Genomic DNA, 18,834 nt, shown 5'->3' with positions numbered 1-18,834 from the left:
AGTAGGCCGTAGCGAGCCATAGCGAGTTACGGCGTTGCGCGAATTGCCGTAACTCGCTATGGCTCGCTACGGCCTACGTGCTGGCGATCAGGGAATGTGCCGTTGTTCCAATTCGTGTTGTCGGCCATGGTGCAGCTTGCCCAATTTGCTGCGTCGCAATGATTTTCATCAGGCCACCCGCGGGGCGGGAGAGGTGAAATGGACGAAAACACTGCATTGCACCGCCTCAAAGACAGGCGGCTACGTTGTTGCTGGGGACGCGTCTAGCAAGCTAATGATCAGCGGCAGCAATTGTTTTTTGCGACTGACGACCTGCTCGAGTTCGTACAGTTTCTCCTCCAGTTGAGGATAATTGATCTCTTCCCAGCCATCGGGTTCGCTGCTCATCAGCAACAAACTTCCGTTGCTGGAAATGTCGGTGACCAATAGAGCTGAAAAGCCAAGACTGTGTTCTCGGCACAGGCCTTCCAGTGCTGCGGTCAGCTCGTCTTGCCGATCCCAGAATCGGTCGAAACCAATTTCTTCGATTTGAGAAATGGAAAAACGGATTCCGTTCTCCTCGAACTCTTTGCAGTCTTCACGCACAACTTGTTCGGGCGTGCAATTGCGAAGCGCCGAACCGACTCGGAAGAACTCATGTGCGTACTCTTCCAGGCTACAATCACAAAAGCCTTCCAACCATTCCAGTATTTCGCGGTCAACATCGGTCGTCGTCGGTGAGCGTAGAAACAGCGTGTCGCTGATCATGCCAGACGCCATGCACAACGCGATCCCCGGCGATGGATCGATACCGGCTTGTTTGAACTTTCTAGCCACCAACGTGCAAGTCGATCCAACGGGTTCCATTTGGAAAATGATTGGATGGCTTGATTTTAGTGAACCGCCTAATCGGTGATGGTCCAGCACTTCGATGATCTCGCAATCTTCGGCACCAATCACGGCTTGGGAAAGTTCGTTGTGGTCGACCAAAACCAATTCAGGTTTCGGTGGATTGACCAAGTCGCTCTTGCTAAGAACCCCAACCAACTTTCGACTATCGACCACAGGAAAAACAGTTTGGTTGGATCGAAAAACTTGAGCCCGGGCGGCCGCCACGGGCAGCTTCGCTGATAGCGAAAGAAAGTCGTCTTCAATGATCGATTCAATTCGCTGCGCCGCCTTGATCCGCATCGTCGTCGTCGCGGTATCAAACGGGCTGCTGATCACCGAGACGCCTCGCGCTTCGGCTAATTGCATCAACCCGCTGGAAAGTGCGTAGCCACCGGTCACGACTAAACCTCGCACACCCATTTCAAGCGCGGGCAACTGAATTGTGGGCCGGTTGCCGCTGACAACCAACAATCGATCGGCCGGGAAAGCTTGCATGCGTTCGGTGAACCCAGTGGCACTCATGGCACCGACGGTCAAGATAAAATCATCGGTTCGATCGGGATCGACTGCATGCTGGAATCGTCCATCGACCACCGAATTGACCTTGCTGAGCGATGTTCGGACTTCACGCGAACGTTTGGGATCGACGCCGCCCTGCAACATCAATTCAAGCAGATCCAAGAGCGTGACAATGCCGGTGACGCAGCCCTCTTCATCGAGCACAGGGATCGAACGAATTTCGTGTTCGTGCATCCGCTGGTAAACGTCATAGAACACATCGTCACGGCTGGCCGTCACCGCAGCACGATTGCAGACGTCTTCGAGTTCAGGACGAATGTCCATGATGATGCGAGGCGGTTGTACGCCGGCGCGTTTGAGTGCAAATTCGGTACGTTCATTCGGCGTGCCACAACATGCCGCAACGGCGTCCGGGCGTGTCGTGCGTCGCAAGAAATCAGCGTAGGCCAGTGCGCTGCAAATCGCGTCCGTGTCGGGATTGCGATGGCCAAATACAAAAACGCTCATTCGTTTTTTTGATACCGTTTGCTTCGAGATTTAAAGTTCAATTTGACCATCGCTGTCAGGCAACTTTTCCGTCGATTACCTTCCTGATCGCTTTGGCAATGCTATCAGGTTCACTCATTCGACCTTCGCCGCGAACCCGGCACGACAGCCATCCTGATTCAGGGCCGATGATCTGACAACCATCTTCTCGAAGTTGCCCGACGTTTCGCTGAGTCGATGGCTTGCTCCACATCGGGTCGCTCATTGCCGGTGCGAGCATCACCGGGCAAGCGACTTGCAAATACAGCGTCGAAACCAAGTCATCGGCGATGCCGCAAGCGAATTTTGCCATCACGCCAGCGGTCGCTGGGGCAACGACCATCAGATCAGCGTCCTTGGCCAGTTCGATGTGAGCCCCCAAGGGATAGCGAGGGTCAAACGAATCGATCGCAACCGGACGCCCCGAAAGTGCGGCAAGCGTTGGCGGGCCAATGAACTCGGTCGCCGATCGCGTCATCGCAACACGAACCGTGATGCCGTCTTGTGACAGTTGGCTGCACAGCATCGCGGATTTATACGCAGCGATCCCGCCGCCAATGGCAAGCAAAACAATCGGTTGGGTTTTGCTCATGGGTAGAAATCCGACAAGTTGGGAAGGCTGCTACGTGGCGTTGGATCCAGCGCCGTGAAGGGTTTCTAAACCGTTTAACCGCGTGGGCATCGCCCCGCGCGTCCACAAGGAATGTAACGCGCGGGGCGATGCCCACGCGGCTAAACGAACTGACACGTATTTTCCGGGACCAAAACCCTTCACGGCGTGGCGTTGGATCCGACTCTTTTGCAGGGAAGGTCGTGCAGGATGGAAGTGCTGTTTCGCCAACACTTTACTTCAATCTCCCTCCGGACGTCGCATTAGTTACTGCCGGATTGATGTCGCCACTTTTACTGAGGCCACTTTTCCTGTCGCCACTTTTGTTGAGGGACGTCGAAAGGTTCAATGCAAATAGTCCTTGATCGCTCCACGATCGGAACGTTCGTGAATAGTCCCGGCGGGACGGAAGCTCTCTGCCGGGGATGTAAATCCACGGATGGCGGCACTGAATTTCCCATTTTCCTTGCTCGGTTTCGCGGCATAGCCGCGAAACCGAGCAAGGATAATGATGTGGACGGCAGTCATCCGGGTGCTCGCGCACCCGGCAGGGAGCTGCCGGCCCTCCGGGCCTAAAGTGCCGTCATTAATGCGGCGTCAATGAATGCCGCGTCCTCCGACCCTCACGCTGTCCAGCTAGGCAAACCAAAATCTGCCTGGTCGCTTACAGATCCGACGGATCCAATTCTGGACCTTCCGCGGCGGCCATCGCTGCGTCCAAATCGGGAACGGTTTCGACTTCGTTTTCCATGTTCAGAACGATCTTGTCCTGCACAATTTCTTGCAACACGATCGACATTTTGTCGTGAGTATCAACACTGACCAACGCACGGCTGCCTTGGTTGAGTTGGACCAGGCGTTTTTGGATCAGCGTGCTGAGTTTGAAACGGCCACCGACTTTGTTGACGATTTCTTCTTCTTTTAGCTCTTCGAGCATGATTGTTTTCCCTTTTTCTCTTTCAAGATTTCGCAGATTTCGGTGACAGCAATGTCAACGTCGCCATTGATGATTTCGTATTGATAATGATGCATGAACGCCATTTCGCGGCCCGCGGTTTCCAGCCGGGCGGTGATGGCGGCTTCGTCTTCGGTGCCCCTGGATCGGAGCCGGTTTTCGAGTTCTTCCATGCTGCCGGGATGCAGGAACAAGGTAACAGGGTTGAACAGATCGTTATCCAGAATCGTCATCGCCCCCTGCACATCGATCTCCAAAATAACCCACTTGCCTTGATTTAGGCCAGTGGCGACCTGATCGCGAAGGGTTCCGTACCAGTGCCCGCGTCCAAAAACCTCTTTGCATTCCAGGAATTCGCCGTCTTTCCTTCGCTGCTCGAATTCCTGGGGAGACAAAAAGAAATAGTCAACTTTGTCGATTTCCCCGGGCCTGGGCTGACGCGTGGTCGCTGAAACGCTGACCGCCAGCGGCAATTCGCAGCGGCTCCGCAGCTCGCGCAACACAGTGCTCTTTCCGGCTCCACTGGGGCCGGAAACAATGATCAAACGTCCCTTCGATTCACTTGCCATGCCAGATCTTACTCTAGATTCTGCACGAGTTCTCGCATCCGTTCGATCGCACACTTGATTTCGACCACATGAGCCGAGATGGATGAATCGGAAGCCTTACTTCCGATCGTGTTGGTTTCGCGAAACATTTCCTGAATCACAAAGTCAAGTTTCCGCCCCATCGGTTCAGGACGCCCGCCGGATTTGGCGTTGCCATTCTGTTCGGCTTCGCCCGCAATCACGCTGTCAAACATCTGCAAATGACTTTCCAGCCGCGTGATCTCTTCGCTGATATCGACCCGGTCGGCGTAAATCTGGACTTCCCGCAACAGATCAATCGGCTGCGATTCGATCTCTCGCTCGGTCAAAATTCGCTGGATTTTGGATTCCAAGCGATTGCGATAATGATCGGCCGCGCCGGGGGCCAGCTCGCGAATCTGTTCCAATCTTTCAGCGATCACGGCCGCATCGGATCGCAGGCTGGTCGCCATGTTGCTGCCTTCGGTTTGCCGCATCTGATCCAAGTTGCTCATCGCTGCATCGATCGCGCCACGAACGAACTGCCACAAACCTTCGTCTTCACTTCGTTCGCCGCGGTCCGACGAAATGACGCCGGGCAATGTCATCAAAGATGCCAAGTCGATCGAAACAACAGCGTCGCCGACAACGCCCGCTTTGACTTCCGCTAGCTTGTTGGCGTAGGCAGTCAGAACATCCACATTGATTGGCGGAATGCTAAGCCCCGCCGGTTGGCGATAGGAAACTGAAAGAGAAACACTGCCGCGAGAAATCAAGGATCGCACCAACGCATCGACTTTGCCCTCCATCGCTGAGAGCGAATCGCTGAGCCGTAGATTGCATTTGAGTCCGCGATTGTTGACCGTTCGGACTTCGACTCGGATTGTACCGAGTGTCCCTTCGTCGCTCGCATGACCTTGGCCGGTCATGCTGCGAACACCATCGCAAGTCGAAAGAGACACTAAGGTTTTGCTTCAGTTTCGGGTGCGTTGGTGTTAGCTTCTTCCGTGTCCGCAGACTCACTGTCAGCAGGCGTCAGTTCAACCTCTTCAGCGTCGGACGATTCCATTGCACCTTCTTCCACTGCAGCTTCTGAACCTTCGCTGGATTCGGCATCCCCGATCCCGCTAAGTCCGATGCCGTCGCTGATCGAACCGGCTTCGCCACCGTCCATCGGTGGAACGATCAATCCGCTGTCTGCGGCTGCATCATCTTCGCTGGGGCCAGCCGACATTGCTGAATCCGTGATCGCGGTGGTGGGTGCATGCGTCCCGAGCAACCACATCGTGAACGCACAAGTGAATCCCCAGATGCTTGCGACGACGACCGTGATGACGGTGAACGTGTCGCCGGCTTTACTGCCAAACGCACTCTGTCCGCCGGGACCGCCAAGAGCACCGCTGAGCCCGCCGCCTTTACCGCGTTGGACAAGAATCAACAGGATCAAGAACAGGGACAAAAATCCCATCAGCCATCCGAGCAACATGCCCGAGAGCGAACCAAGTAAAACGATTGACATAGTTATTTTGCGTGTGAGGGTAGTTGGAAATTGTAGAGCCGGTTCCCACCGGCCAGTGTTCGGTTTGTCGATTAAAGTGAGCCGCGACGCGTAAGCGGCCGGGCATACACTGTTGCCCTTGGGGGCGTCGGTATGTAAATGTCAAAGTGAGCCGCGACGCGTAAGCGGCCGGGCAAACCGAGCAAGCCCGAGGCCTTACGGTCAGCGGCTCACCATTGCGATTGGTTTATCGTTTTCATAGACAGGCTACTACTGCAAAGGCCAAGCCCTAAGCAGGTTCGATGATTCCTATAAAATCTTCTGCCTTCAGTGCGGCACCACCAACGAGTGCTCCGTCGATATTCGGTTGGCCCAGCAATTCCTTGGCATTGCCAGGTTTGACGCTGCCGCCATACTGAATGACGATTTGGTCAGCGACATCGGCCGAAAAGATCTCGCCCAGCAACTTACGCAGGAACGCGTGAACTTCTTCGGCCTGCTCCGGCGACGCTGTCTTGCCAGTTCCGATTGCCCAAACCGGTTCGTAAGCGATCACGATCCCAGCGGCTCGGACTTCATCCAGCCCCGCAAGCGATCCGCGGATTTGCGTTTCAACGACCTTTTCAGTGTTGCCAGCTTCACGGTCTTCCAGCGTTTCACCGACGCAGACAATCGGCACCAAGTTACCGGCCAGTGCGGCGTGCAATTTCTCGCTGATCATGGCATCGGTTTCGCCCAGGATCGCGCGGCGTTCGCTGTGGCCCAAAATGACGTAGCGACATCCGACATCGGTCAACATCGATGCGTTGACTTCGCCGGTGTACGCACCATCGTCGGCGGCGTAGACGTTTTGCGAACCCAGACCGACGGGTGTTCCCGCGACGACGTCCGCAACAGCGGCTAGGTAAACCGACGGCGGGCAAAGCGCGACATCGACCTTAGGATTTTCACCAACCTTGGCCACGACAGCCTTGGCGAGTTCAACAGCGCTGGCGCTGCGGGTGTTCATCTTCCAGTTTCCAGCAATCAAAATTCGACGGGTCAAACCAGTGTCTCCGGTAAGGGGGATATTTGCTTGCCAAGCAGCTCTGCCATCTTTCTCATTTGGCCAGCCAGTTCGGCATACTGTTCAGGTAACAATGCTTGCGGTCCATCGCTCTTGGCGACTTCGGGACAGTCGTGGACTTCGACATGGACGCCGTCCGCACCAGCGGCAATGCCCGCCAATGCACAAGCGGGAATCAAATCAGGTCGGCCAGTCGCGTGCGACGGATCAACGATGATGGGTAGGTGCGACAGGCTATGAACCATCGGCACCGCGGCAACGTCAAACAGGTTTCGCGTGGACGGATCAAAACTCTTGATGCCTCGTTCGCACAACACGACATTCGGGTTGCCTTGCGACAAAATGTATTCAGCACACATCAACAAATCAGTAATCGTGGCGCTCATTCCACGTTTCAGCAAAACCGGTCGCTTGGTTTTCCCGACTTCGGTCAACAGTGCAAAGTTCTGCATATTGCGAGCACCGACTTGCAGCATGTCGGCGTAACCGGCAACCAATTCAACCAGCCTGGGGTCGGTGACTTCGGTGACAACCGGCATCGAAAACTTATCGCCAACTTCACGCAACAGTTTCAAACCATCTTCGCCGGTGCCTTGAAACGCGTAGGGACTGGTGCGAGGCTTGTAAGCTCCGCCGCGAAACAGGTTCGCTCCCGACTCGGCAACCGATTCAGCGATGCGGAACATGCGGTCGGGCTCTTCGACGCTGCACGGGCCCGCGATCATTCCCAAGTTACCGCCACCAATTTTGACGCCTGAAACGTCAATCACGCTGGGATCAGGATGAGCGTCGATGGAGGCGAGCTTGAAGGGAGGTAGCACAGGAATGACTTCAGCGACCCCGGAAATAGCTCGCAAAGGTTCTTCGCGGAGCTTGTCTTCGTCACCGATGATCCCGACGATCGTTCGGTGAGTTCCGCGGCTAAGGTGATGCTGCAACCCTAGCTCTTCCACACGAGCCAGAACATGGTCGATCTGCCCGTCGGTAGCTTTGTTTTTAAGGATTAAAATCACGGCAGGGCGGCCAAGCGCTAAGCAGCATTCTAGGAGGGGAAAATGGTAGCCCGGTAATGTAGCAGCCAAGGCTGGGAATCGTCGAGGCCAACAGCGGACCAGTCATGGGGGCATGGAGGCGGGTGCAGGCACGCTAATCGGCTGTCCCGAAATAACTGCCCGATTTCCCAATCCACAATGCCCAATGTCACCCGCTCTCACTCCCATACGGCGAAGAACATTTCCTTAAACAGTGTCTAACGTCTCCTTAGCGTCCAAAGACCCGCCGTAATTGCAATTGGGTTGCATTAAGCCGCATTTTCGCTATAGTCCGACTCAACTTGGGGAACTTTTGACTGCAGTGAAACTTGCCCCAAGCTGCTTGGTTCTTTCCCCAAGCCATCACTGAATTGTCCCTAAAACGCATCCGATGTTCCCAGTAGCCCGCGCAACTGTCGTCATTCTTCTATGTGGGGCGGCCTTCATTGGCCGTGCTCCCGCGTGGTTGCATGTCAATGGATGTGAATCTGGATGCGACTCCGCAACGCAAATTGGTGTGGACAAAGGTTTCGTTCAAGCGAACCGTGCTTGTTGCCATTGTCCCGATGCACACGGTGCGACAAGCGAACGCGAATTGACCAAGCGTGTTGCGGTCACCGAAACCCAATCGCAGCATTCGCACGATGATCATGGTTCGGGCTCATGTTCGCTTTGCCAGTACTTGGCAACATCCAATGGCGTCGCTTGGCGGTTTGAAACCGTTCGACCAAGCATGCTGTTGGTTGATTTCGCGCAGGTCGTTCACGCCGTTTCCGCCAAATCAACGCCCTTCTCGATCCCATTTTCTCGGGGTCCACCGGCGGACTGCTTCTAGATCTTGTTTAGATCGAGAGTCAGAGGACTGCTGCGCATTATTCGTAGGCCCTGAATGCGACTGAACTCTCTCCGTAGATCTGTTGCGCCCATTTGATGGATGCTGCTTCGTTCCACGAATGCTTGTGAAGCTACTGCTTGTGAAGCAATCGAGGTGAGCGGGCTATTCCTGGGCCTTGCTTTGCGGGAAAGAGTTTCAACACCAACAAACCACGCCGATGGATCGTGAGTCCCAGGGTTGTTCCTGGTCTCTGCACCGGAGGCATGATTACCACACGCGGTAAGTAACCGTTGTGATGGACTTCCATGATCGGCGACGCCCCCAAACAAACGTCGCCAACAACACTTTGAATTTAACTTCTATTGGAGAAAAACATGAGAAACCTGTTTACAAAATCAATTCACCTCTGCTGCTTTGCAGCTCTAAGCCTGCTTGCCAGCAACGCTTCGGCTGCGGTCACTGAGTGGTTCGAGGAACACGGTGACATTGGAATCGGCTACGAAGGTGGAAACGAACTCGAACTTCACTATCACTTTGAAGACGGTGTGAACGGTAGTGATCCGGGCAGTGATTTAGAACTTGAACCCAATCAAGCCTACATTCGCGTAGCAGACAACGCTTTTCGAACGAACTCTCTTGGTGGACAAAACTACTGGGTTCTCCCTGAGTCCAATTCCAACGGCTCAATGACTGGAGCCGAGGATTTGGGTCTTCCCTTTGTTGGCCTTGCCGCCGAGGAACTGGAAGCCAGTGATTTCACCTCAGACATTACGCTGACGCTGACGGACTTCAACGGTCCCGGAGATTTTGCGTTGTGGCGTGAAGGGTCTGTGCCCGGAGACGAAACGGTGTTCATGCAAACCAACGGTGGGACGATTTCTGCTGATACATTCAGCTTGATGGTTGGAGAGCACGGTCACGCCAACTTCGGCTTCACGCAGGAAGGTGTTTATGAGATTGAGCTGACGGCGTCTGGAAATCTCGCCGGAGGCGGTACCGCAACCGACACAGAGACGTTCAGGTTTGCTGTGGGTAGTGCCACCGCGATTCCTGAACCGACCAGCTTTGCAATGTTGGCATCGCTGGGGGCTTTCGCTGGTCTGGCAAGAAGGCGTCGATCCTAAGTCTTTCAGATACGAATTTGATTGAAAACTTAGGAAGGATCGGGGGGCGTTGTTTGACGTCACGACGAATGCCCCGCCCCCCGACTTCGTTCTCCCGACTTCGTTACTAATCACAACTGTAGGATTTGTCACGTTACATCTTCCCGGTTTTGTTTCCAGTAAAACATGATGCCAAACCGTTAAGCCGCGTGGGCATCGCCCCACGAGTTTCGCACCGCAAGACGCGCGGGGCGATGCCCACGCGGTTTAACAATTTAGAATTGCTTCACAGTGTCAGCATGGCGGCGCTGCTGCGAAAGATATTTCCAAACGTGGAAATTATTTCAGGACAATTCATTTCCTTTCCTTACATCCTTTATTGAAACTCCTTCAGGAGGTTGAGATGAATCATCTCATTACAAAAGCAGCTTTGATCTACTGCGTCTCGGCAGTGATCGCACTATCGTTGAACAACGCCGAGGCAGCGCTTACCGAATACTCTGCAGGACACGCTGATATTCGTGTCGCTTACCGAAGCGGAAGCGACATTGATTTAGTTTTTGAATTCGGTGAGGGCGCGGTTTTGGACGACGTCGTGCAAACGAGCGTCTTTGAAGCTGATACGAGCGATTACTTTGTGCGTGTCCCAAGCTCAACAATGACGAACTTTTCGGTTCCTTTGGGCTTCCTGGGTTTGGAAAGCAACCAGCCTCTTTGGATGTTGCCTCGAAGCCAAGATGCCGGCGTACCGTTTTTGGGAATTGCTAGTCACAACTTTGGGTCGTCCGGTTTTGCGTCCCTCACGCTCAGCATGACTGATGTCGATGGTCCAGGAAATTTTGCTCTGTGGCAGGTCAACAATGGTGCATTGGACGTTTTCTGGCAGACTGCGGTTGTTCCTGGACAGCCGCCGAATGACAACATGCTGAACGTCGGATTGACCGGTCACGACCATTACCAGTTCGGTTTTACTCAGGAAGGCGTTTACGACATCCAACTGACAGCCAGCGGTTTTCAGAACGGAAACTTAGTCGAAAGCGATCCCACAACATTCAGGTTTGTTGTTGGCGACTTAACTGCTATTCCCGAACCGAGCAGTCTCGCGCTCATTTCGTTTGGTGCATTGGGCTGGTACGCGCGCCGCCGACGCAAGCCGCAAACGGTTGTTCTGCACTGATCTTGCGAAGTCAAAAGTGACTTCTCGCCATTGGAAAATTGTTGTATGCCCCAATTCCCTCTAGCTCTTGGTGAACGGAAGTCCGGAATTCTTTTCGGGCTTCTGGTCTTCCTAAGTGGGATGGCGGCGCTGGGGCATCAACTGCTTTGGACCCGAAGGCTGGTCGATTTACTGGGCGCAAGCGCCGAGTCATCGGCACGAGTGTTTGGAACATTCTTTCTGGGGTTGTCGATCGGTTCTGCCGTCGCGGCACTTTTGGTTGGCCGCACGAAAAACCCGCTTCGATTGGCTGGTTTGGTGCAGCTATGCATTCCATTGCTGGTGCTGCCGGTGATCTTCCTTTCTGAATTAACAGAATGGATTTGGCCGCTCATCGGCTCGCAATCTTCGCTGGGCAATAGCGAAGGCGTCATCAAGTCGCTGTTGACGCTGGGGTTTGTATTTCCGCCGTCGGCATTGATGGGACTTTCGTTCCCATTGATCGTTGCTGGTGTGTTGCGATTGGGCAGTGGCGGTTTGGGTCGATCCGGCATCACCCTTTATGCCATCAATACCTTGGGTGGCGCATGCGGTGTGCTGCTGACGGTGATGGTGGCTCTACCACAACTGGGTAATTTTGCCTCGATGTTACTTGCAGGCGCCATCGACGGCGCGGTTGGTGTCGCGTTGCTGTTTGTCGCCAGAGCTTCCGCAAACGTGACAGACGGCCAAGAAAAAACACTGAGAAGCGAATCAAAAGACAAGGAAGCTGCGCCAACGCCAAATCCGCTAAGCCAGCAGATTGGCTTGGCGTTCTTTTCTGGCATGGCGGTATTGTCGCTGGAGGTTGCTGCGTTCCAAATGTTTCAGTTGGTGGCAACGATCTCACTGTTTTCACCGGCAGCGGTTCTGTTTTGCGCGATCACTTCGTTGGGGACCTCCGCCGCGATTTTCGCCCGCTTTGAGTCAACATTTGTCTCGAAGTCAAAGGAGCGAACGACCGTCCTGATTCTGGTTGCTTGCGGAATCCTTGTCGTGCTGGCTCCGCAAATTTTCATGGGCATCGCCGAGCGATCCAACTGGTTTGCTGATAACGGGGGTGCCACGCAGTTCTTCATCAAGCTCGGCTTGCTGGCATTGTTGTCGATCGGTCCCGCGTGGCTGGTTTCCGGATTGATCTTTCCGCTAGCCGTCGCGGTCGCCGGTCGCGACTGCTCACCCAAGCAGGCTGGCCAACGGCTCGGGTTGCTGCTGGCGGTTAATGGTTTGGGTGGATTACTGGGCGCGGAACTTACTTATCGAGTTTTGCTGCCCCGACTAGGCGTTTATGGCGCACTAGCCGCGATCGGTTTGGGGTTTGTTCTGGCCGCCATTACGATCTCTCTGTTCAGTAAACCGTCGCAGTCCAGGTATGGCAGTCGGGTGCTGGCTTCGATGTCGGCGATGGTTGTTTTGACCATGGGGCTGATCAATTCCTTCCTGCCAGTCGTCAATCCACCGCCGGGCATCGAAGCGATTGATATCCAATCGGGCCGCGAAGGGACGGTTGCAGTGATGGAAACTCGTGACGGTGGCCGGTCGATCCTGGTCGACAATCAATACGTGCTTGGTGGAACCGCAGTCCGTTTTGATCAAGAGCGTCAAGTGTTGCTGCCAATCGTGCTGCACAAAAATCCGTCCAGCGTCGGTTGCATCGGGCTGGCCACCGGCATCACGCCCGGTGCGGCTTTGGCGATTCCGTCAGTCAACGAAGTCAAAGCGATTGAGATATCTGCATCGGTTGCCCGTGCGGCCGAACGTTACTTTCAAGATTTCAACCACGACATTTTTTCAAATCAATCAGCTTCGGTGGTGATCGGCGACGGTAGAACTTACTTCGCTTCGCTGCCGGATCGTTTTGATGTCATCACTGGGGATCTGTTTCTTCCCTGGTCCCCGGGGACATCGCGTCTGTATAGCATCGAGCACTTTTCGTCGGTCAGGGAAGCGTTGAAGTCTGATGGCATTTTTTGCCAATGGCTTCCGATGTACCAATTAACACCGGAGCATTTCCGCCGGATTGCGGAGACATTCGCCAGCGTTTTCCCAGAAACTCACCTGTTCATGAATCACTTTCGTGTCGGTGCACCGATGGTGGCGTTGGTGGGAAGTAAGCGATCGGAATGGTTGGATTGGAATCGAGTGCGTAATCGATGTGACCAATTCCGTGAGTCCAACAGCATCAGCGACCCGTTATTGCGACATCGTTCAGGCGTTGGATTGCTATACTTAGGTCAGTGGAAGTCCCAGCAGAACCAATCTCGGTTGGTCTCGCTGAGCGATCCATCGCTGGAGTATTCCGCAGCGACAGTAAGGCTTTCACCCGACCCTGGAAAAAAGTACTTTAACGCTGCGAACTGGATCCGTTTTTGCCGCTCGCGTGCCAAGGAGTCCGCGAAGGAACCGAACCAAGATTTCCCGGAAAAGTCCGAACTGATGACGCTAGCGACTGGCCTGTTGGAGCTGGACTATGCGAAACAAAACAAACACAAACTGACTGACTCAATCGCTCGGCGAGTTTCGCAATCATTACCAAGCTGCTTTGCCGACGACGACAGGTCCGATAGGCAGCGCTGGCCTGGCCCCAAAATCGTCCCTCGGTTTAGCGATTCCGAACAGTCCGATGCGTTGGACAAACGCCTAAACGTTTCAAAAAAATACAATCATTCAAACGACATCCCCAAGGACAACTGACATGGACTCCTCCAATCGACGCGATTCCCGAATCGGCTTCACGCTGATCGAATTACTGGTCGTGATAGCGATCATTGGTATTCTGGTTGCGCTTTTATTGCCCGCTGTCCAAGCGGCGCGAGAGGCGGCGCGACGAACCCAATGCCTCAATAACATGAAGCAGGTCGGACTAGGATTGCACAACTACCATTCGGCACACCGCTCGATTCCAACCACCACGACCGGACCCGATTCACAAGGCGGCACGTGCGGGCACGGATTCTACAGTTGGCTTTCCATGCTGTTGCCATTTGTCGAAGAAAGCAGTCTGTACGACCAGATTGACTTCGAGCAGTCACTGTCCAACCATTGCAATTTCACCTTCAGTGGCGAGTACCTGAATTACGACATTGCACCGAGTCATCCCAACGCGGTAGCCGCAAGAACGCTCGTTCAAACTTACTTGTGTCCCTCGGATCCAGCGGCAGTTGTCCAATTACACGAAGATGGGGAACAGTTGGCTCCCGGCAGCTACGCAGCCAATGTCGGATGGCCGAAGGACTCCCACTGGCCAGGTGACACCCATCCGCTTGCTCGACAGAACGGTGTTTTCGGTTTGTACAATCCCTCGATCGTCGATCCTTGGCACGTTCCCAACGTTAAGTTCCGGGACATCACTGATGGCTTGTCCAATACAGCAGCAAGTTCGGAACGGAAGATCAGTGTGGCTCCCGTCGTAGAGAGTCCATTTGGCGGCTCCTACGTGCCTGACAGTATTGATGAAAACATGCAGTCTTTTTGTGGTGGTTCAGGTACTTCACGGGCACTCGACAATTGGGTGAATTATTGCGGATCGGTAACGCAGAGTGATCCCAGCTATGCAGAAAAGCATGGACATGCTTGGATCAGCGGATGGACTTTTGCTGCAAACACCTACATGCACGTCATGCCGATCGGCAAACGAAACTGTCACCTCTATGGCGGTGAAGATGACGGAAACAATATCGTCACGCCCGGAAGCTATCACACCGGCGGCGTGCATGTATTGATGGCTGACGGAAGTGTTAGCTTTCGATCGGATTCCATTGATTTGCCACTTTGGTGGTCGCTCGGTAGCATCAACGGTGCCGAAAATATCCAAGGGAATCAGTAGCTTTATTGCAGCCCATGATTCGGAAAATCTCGCTCGCCCTGATCCTGCTCGCACTGCCGAGCTGCGGCCGGGGCAAACCTGAACCACCTTCGCTCCAGCAACTCGAGAGCATGCTTTCGATTTCGATTCCGGGTGATGCTGCGCTGATCGGAGGCCAAGAATCCTCGGGAACCGCCGACGACACTTTGTCCTCAGGAACCTGTTCCGTATGGATCATCGCCAGCACCGAACCATTACCGCTACCTTGGCAATACGGCCGGACGTCACAGCGCCGATCAAAGCCACCGATTCGCCCCAAAGGAACGCCGTTTCCCACGTCCGCGCTCGCAAACTTGATGGCAGCTTGCCAGGTTTCTCCTGACGATGTCAAAGCGTTCGCCCAAACAAAGGGCGCGTCGCACACTGGCGAAATAAAAGAACTGCAAGTCTGTTATCGCGAAGCACCGACCGACAGCGGTTGGTTGACTGCGATAGAGATTCATTCAATCGTCACGATGGACGGCTTAGATTTCTCTCGATAATCAGCATTCTCGCTGAATGTTATCATTTGTTGCCAATTCACAAGCGTTGGCCGCTCGCCAGACGTGTCCGATTTCTTGGCATTTTCTTAGCGTTTCTCACGCAAATCAATGTCCCCAACGGTCCATGGCTTCGCATTGGCTCGTTAAACTGGGCCGCTGTTAAAACCAATCTCGATCTGCCAGCGACCCAAACGATCATCGAAACCCCTTGGGACGATTCGCTGCAGCAAAGTCTTTTGTCACACCGGAAATGCGTGCTCGAAGAAATGGTGGCAGACGATTTGACAAGAGACTTGCGCCCGAAATCGATTCCCGCGGCACATTGACCACCGAGAGCCACTGGACGCGTAAGAGAACGTCCGGCTTGGAAACGTCTGAACGATTATTGGCGGGAAAATTGGTAGCGAAAGTCGCCAAGACTTTCGGTTTGTCGAGTTGCCGAAACTCTTGGCGGCTTGTTGATTTATTTAAATAGTCGTCACGTTTCGTTTAACAGTTAGCCGAAGCAATTTGCTGCGTTGCAATGATTTTTATCAGGCCAGGCATCGCCCCGCGCGTCGTGCTGGCCTCACGGCGCGCGGGGTGATGCCCACGCGGTTAAACAATTTAGAAACCCTTCACGGCGTTGTGCTCCGCCCCCGGATCACGCGGCCGGATCACGCCGCCCTCTGTATGTTAAGTTTGAGTTTAAGTTTAAGTTTCAGTTTAAGTTTGAGTTTGAGTTTGAGTTTGAGTTTGAGTTTGAGTTTGAGTTTAAGTTTAGGTTCGGATCACGCCCCCGGATCATGCGGCCCTCTGTATGTTTGAGCCTCGATCGATCGAGGCTCAGAGTTTTTTTATGGCAATTCAAAGCGTACCAAGCTTGTTCCACGCCCTGGCGACAGGATTAGTTCGTGCTTTCCGGGCACGATTTTGGGGGACGGCAGCTTTGTTCTGTCAGGTTGCAGTTCATTTCTGGCGATCATGCGGCCGTCAAGATCCATCCAAAGCAGAATGCTATTTCCGATCACGGCGAGGTATTTTTCTCGATAGTCAAATTTGGGGGAGTCACCAACCTCTTTCGGTAACACAATCACCTTTTGCGGATTCGCTGACGCGTCAAATAAGTTGATCGAGCATTCCTTCAGCGAATCGCTTTCAGCCAACACAGCGAAACATCCGTCATCGTCAAAACGCACATCGATGATTCGTTCGAACCAGTGACCATCGGGACGGGCTGTGATTTTTTGTTTGGTTCGCTTGCCAGAGTCGTCAGTTTCGATCCAGAACAACGAGTCATAGTCTTCGATGATTCGCGTGCGGGTACCTGGCCCAGGTCTTCCCTTCCATTCCTGCGATGGCGGGACGACTATAGGTTCACCTGTTTTTGAAAAGCGAACGAAGTGCCCTCTGCGTCCAACTGTTGATACGCACACTGATACGTCTCCGTCGTCGGTAACGGTCAACAGCGGCTGAAACAACTCGCCACGAAAGTCGTCAGGGGACACCACGCATCGGTGCTGAAGTTGCCAGTCCGCGTTCATAACGTGGATGGTCGCAGATTGCTGATCGACAACATATCGCTTGCCCAAACGATCGATTTCTAACATCGCGACATTGCGAAGTTGATTCGGATCAGGCTGGGCACCGATGATTCGATCCACGACGCCTTGGGAGTCTAAACGTAGCAGTGCATGCCGATCCGTCACCCAAACAAAACCCCTCGAATCCGTCTCGAAATCAGCACAGTCAACGACTCGTCCATCAGCCTGACGTGGTTGAAACCAGGACTGTTGCTTACCTTCGGAATCCACTCGCACATACGGTTTGGCAGCGTCGAAATCGTAAACGACTAACCCATCGGGTGTTGTTGCCAGGTCGGTTGGGTAGTTCGGCTCGCGGCCCCATGCTTCTTTCAAATCGACGGATCTAAGAAACTGACCCTGGGGCGAAAAGTACTGCAGCGAATCTCGAATGTTGTCCAGAACAGCGACTTCGCCCGATGATGTCAGCGTGATCGCTTCCGGGCTGAACAAGGCTTGCGGACCTTTTGAGTAGTCCTGCTCGATATGCCAACGCGATCGTCCGTCAGGGGAAAATCCATGCAGGCCCGACACCATCGTGTATTCATATCGAGCAGTTGCCAAGGCTGCAAAACCACCATCGGGTAGGCGAGCAAGGTCATCGATGGAATCGCAATCAAATGCATCTAGTTTCGAGAGTGATTCACTCTTAGTATCCAAAACCCATGCGGTCGACTTTTGTTCCACTCCGTACGGCGAGACGGTAACTAAAAACGTATCTCCTTGTAGCCAGCAAGTCTGCCACCGACCTTCGGCGGGATGTTCAGGAAGTTTGAATTCCAGCACCAACTCGCCATCGAGACCGACCAACACGAACACGTTCTGGCCGCCGGGGATTGATCGGATGAAAGCTAGCCGGCCCGGTCCACCGCCCGCGAAATGATAGATGCTATGGATTGGTGACTCTGGCTCGCGCTGCGCCAGTTCGATAGATGACAGTGGTTTCAATGACGGAAAATTTGCAGCCACGACAGCAACTTGGATTCGTGAATCCTGTCCGATTCGCAACGTTTCGCGAAGTGCTTGATCCTGTTTCGCTGTTGCGATTTGCGGCAGACTCGATGGCTCGTTGGCGACTTCGGTGACGTTCCAGGCTAATTGTTCCGAACTGTTCGTGGTGGAGTTCTGTTCTGCGGATCGTTCCACACGATAGGTGACCCGCCGTGAATCGCGTGCAAAGTAGAGTTCGAACTCCATCGATTTTTTGTCTGGAAGGATACCTCCGAATTGGAAAATGCGATTTCTTACTGACTTGTTAATCTTTTCATTTTCACCGTCCATTTTAGCGTCGCTATCGGTATGGGCGACTTGATAGTCGTGACGTAGCAGTTTGTTCCAAATCAGTCTTCCTTTCTGGTCGACAACAAAGAATCTCGCGCCGTATTCGTCATTGCCGTCGCGGCCGTAACCTGACCAAGAATGGGATTGATGCACGATTGTCAGCGGCGTGCCAGCAATCGGTTTAGCGGCAATCACGAAACCATGCGACGAATGCTCATCTCGCATGGTCGGTGGTTGTACTTCAGCATTTTTGGTCCCGGTCGAAATCTGGTAAGACCACCAAGTCGGTTGACGTCGATTGACGTCAGGATCCAACAGTTGCACAAAGAAATGATCGTGTTCCTCATGCACAATCAACCCATCCGCTATTGGACTGGGAGGTTCATGCAGGAACCGGCTTCCCGTTCGCTCGACGCGGTCTCTTAGACGGACCTTTCCTGAACGATCCAGGATCACGACCTGAAAATCCCCGTAGCCATCCCCATGTACTCGTCCTTGAATCCCGTGGCTATAGGCGTAGCCAATCGCTTCACCCGCTTGGGTCAGACACACGTTCACAAGCGTGAACGGATGTTGCATTGACCAAAGCGATTCCGTTCCAGTGCGTAGCTTGTACGTCGCCCCACCTACGCCATTTTGATCACTCGGCCAAACCTCAAGCGAAAACTGACCGTCGCTGGAAACAAATGCCCGCGGCGAGACGACTTCTTGTGGACGTGGCAACAACGGCAAGAAGGTCTCATCCGATTTCGCGGTAGACTCGCCAGACCCGCCAACGGCCATCCAACAAACCGCAGCTATGATGAGTGCGATGCAAGTGAGCCAACGGATTGACGGTTTTCGGTACATCCCCGGATTCTACTGTTGGTTC

Annotated in this window: 15 protein-coding genes; 5 read left to right on the top strand and 10 right to left on the bottom strand. The window is 53.8% G+C overall.

The features are described 5' to 3' along the window. Positions 1 to 240: 240 nt before the first annotated feature. The 9 genes from RC85_RS13040 to RC85_RS28475 form a co-directional block, all read right to left on the bottom strand. Positions 241 to 1,896: a putative manganese-dependent inorganic diphosphatase gene (locus tag RC85_RS13040; RefSeq protein WP_068263387.1), complete on the bottom strand. Its 1,656-nt coding sequence runs from the start codon at positions 1,894 to 1,896 to the stop codon at positions 241 to 243. A gap of 55 nt (positions 1,897 to 1,951) precedes the next feature. After that, positions 1,952 to 2,506 carry a flavoprotein gene (locus RC85_RS13035; RefSeq protein WP_068263386.1) on the bottom strand — a complete coding sequence of 185 codons (555 nt, stop codon included), beginning with the start codon at positions 2,504 to 2,506 and terminating at the stop codon, positions 1,952 to 1,954. A 682-nt stretch (positions 2,507 to 3,188) separates the two neighbouring features. Further along, on the bottom strand, positions 3,189 to 3,461 hold the full coding sequence (locus tag RC85_RS13025; RefSeq protein ID WP_068263384.1) for a DNA-directed RNA polymerase subunit omega: 273 nt from the start codon (positions 3,459 to 3,461) through the stop codon (positions 3,189 to 3,191). Then, positions 3,446 to 4,048: a guanylate kinase gene (gene gmk / locus RC85_RS13020; protein WP_068263381.1), complete on the bottom strand. Its 603-nt coding sequence runs from the start codon at positions 4,046 to 4,048 to the stop codon at positions 3,446 to 3,448. The genes RC85_RS13025 and gmk overlap by 16 nt, the downstream gene beginning before the upstream one ends. 8 nt (positions 4,049 to 4,056) lie before the next feature. Beyond that, positions 4,057 to 5,007, bottom strand: coding sequence for a YicC/YloC family endoribonuclease (locus RC85_RS13015; protein WP_235033375.1), 951 nt, complete (start codon positions 5,005 to 5,007; stop codon positions 4,057 to 4,059). Then, complete coding sequence (gene secG / locus RC85_RS13010) at positions 5,007 to 5,564, bottom strand: preprotein translocase subunit SecG (RefSeq protein WP_068263378.1); 558 nt, start codon at positions 5,562 to 5,564, stop codon at positions 5,007 to 5,009. Before secG ends, RC85_RS13015 begins: the two co-directional genes overlap by 1 nt. Before the next feature lie 268 nt (positions 5,565 to 5,832). Next, positions 5,833 to 6,588, bottom strand: a complete 756-nt coding sequence (tpiA, locus tag RC85_RS13005) for a triose-phosphate isomerase (protein ID WP_068263375.1) — start codon at positions 6,586 to 6,588, stop codon at positions 5,833 to 5,835. Further along, positions 6,585 to 7,622 carry a 3-deoxy-7-phosphoheptulonate synthase gene (aroF, locus tag RC85_RS13000; protein ID WP_068263372.1) on the bottom strand — a complete coding sequence of 346 codons (1,038 nt, stop codon included), beginning with the start codon at positions 7,620 to 7,622 and terminating at the stop codon, positions 6,585 to 6,587. Before aroF ends, tpiA begins: the two co-directional genes overlap by 4 nt. A 445-nt stretch (positions 7,623 to 8,067) precedes the next feature. Further along, the gene (locus tag RC85_RS28475; protein WP_238383130.1) at positions 8,068 to 8,292 is read right to left on the bottom strand and encodes a hypothetical protein; all 225 of its coding nucleotides are present in this window, start codon (positions 8,290 to 8,292) and stop codon (positions 8,068 to 8,070) included. Positions 8,293 to 8,849: 557 nt separating this feature from the next. Here RC85_RS28475 and RC85_RS12990 point away from each other — a divergent pair. The 5 genes from RC85_RS12990 to RC85_RS12970 all read left to right on the top strand — a co-directional run bounded on the left by RC85_RS12990 (position 8,850) and on the right by RC85_RS12970 (position 15,120). Beyond that, positions 8,850 to 9,599: a choice-of-anchor M domain-containing protein gene (locus RC85_RS12990; RefSeq protein ID WP_068263367.1), complete on the top strand. Its 750-nt coding sequence runs from the start codon at positions 8,850 to 8,852 to the stop codon at positions 9,597 to 9,599. A gap of 382 nt (positions 9,600 to 9,981) precedes the next feature. Continuing rightward, positions 9,982 to 10,755: a choice-of-anchor M domain-containing protein gene (locus RC85_RS12985; protein ID WP_068263364.1), complete on the top strand. Its 774-nt coding sequence runs from the start codon at positions 9,982 to 9,984 to the stop codon at positions 10,753 to 10,755. Between the two features lie 45 nt (positions 10,756 to 10,800). Then, entirely contained in the window at positions 10,801 to 13,467 is a 2,667-nt protein-coding gene (locus tag RC85_RS12980) for a spermine/spermidine synthase domain-containing protein (RefSeq protein WP_084422619.1), read from the top strand. Between the two features lies 1 nt (position 13,468). After that, positions 13,469 to 14,599 carry a DUF1559 family PulG-like putative transporter gene (locus RC85_RS12975; RefSeq protein ID WP_068263358.1) on the top strand — a complete coding sequence of 377 codons (1,131 nt, stop codon included), beginning with the start codon at positions 13,469 to 13,471 and terminating at the stop codon, positions 14,597 to 14,599. Positions 14,600 to 14,709: 110 nt separating this feature from the next. Then, a complete protein-coding gene (locus RC85_RS12970) occupies positions 14,710 to 15,120 on the top strand; it encodes a hypothetical protein (RefSeq protein WP_157593924.1) in 411 nt (136 codons plus the stop codon). A gap of 836 nt (positions 15,121 to 15,956) precedes the next feature. Here RC85_RS12970 and RC85_RS12960 read toward each other — a convergent pair. Then, a complete protein-coding gene (locus RC85_RS12960; RefSeq protein ID WP_162273207.1) occupies positions 15,957 to 18,695 on the bottom strand; it encodes an NHL repeat-containing protein in 2,739 nt (912 codons plus the stop codon). Positions 18,696 to 18,834 lie beyond the last annotated feature (139 nt).

The sequence above is a fragment of the Rubripirellula obstinata genome (assembly GCF_001642955.1).
GTDB classification, from domain to species: domain Bacteria; phylum Planctomycetota; class Planctomycetia; order Pirellulales; family Pirellulaceae; genus Rubripirellula; species Rubripirellula obstinata.
Note: the sequence above shows the minus strand (reverse complement) of the source record. Positions and strands in the feature narration are given on the sequence as shown.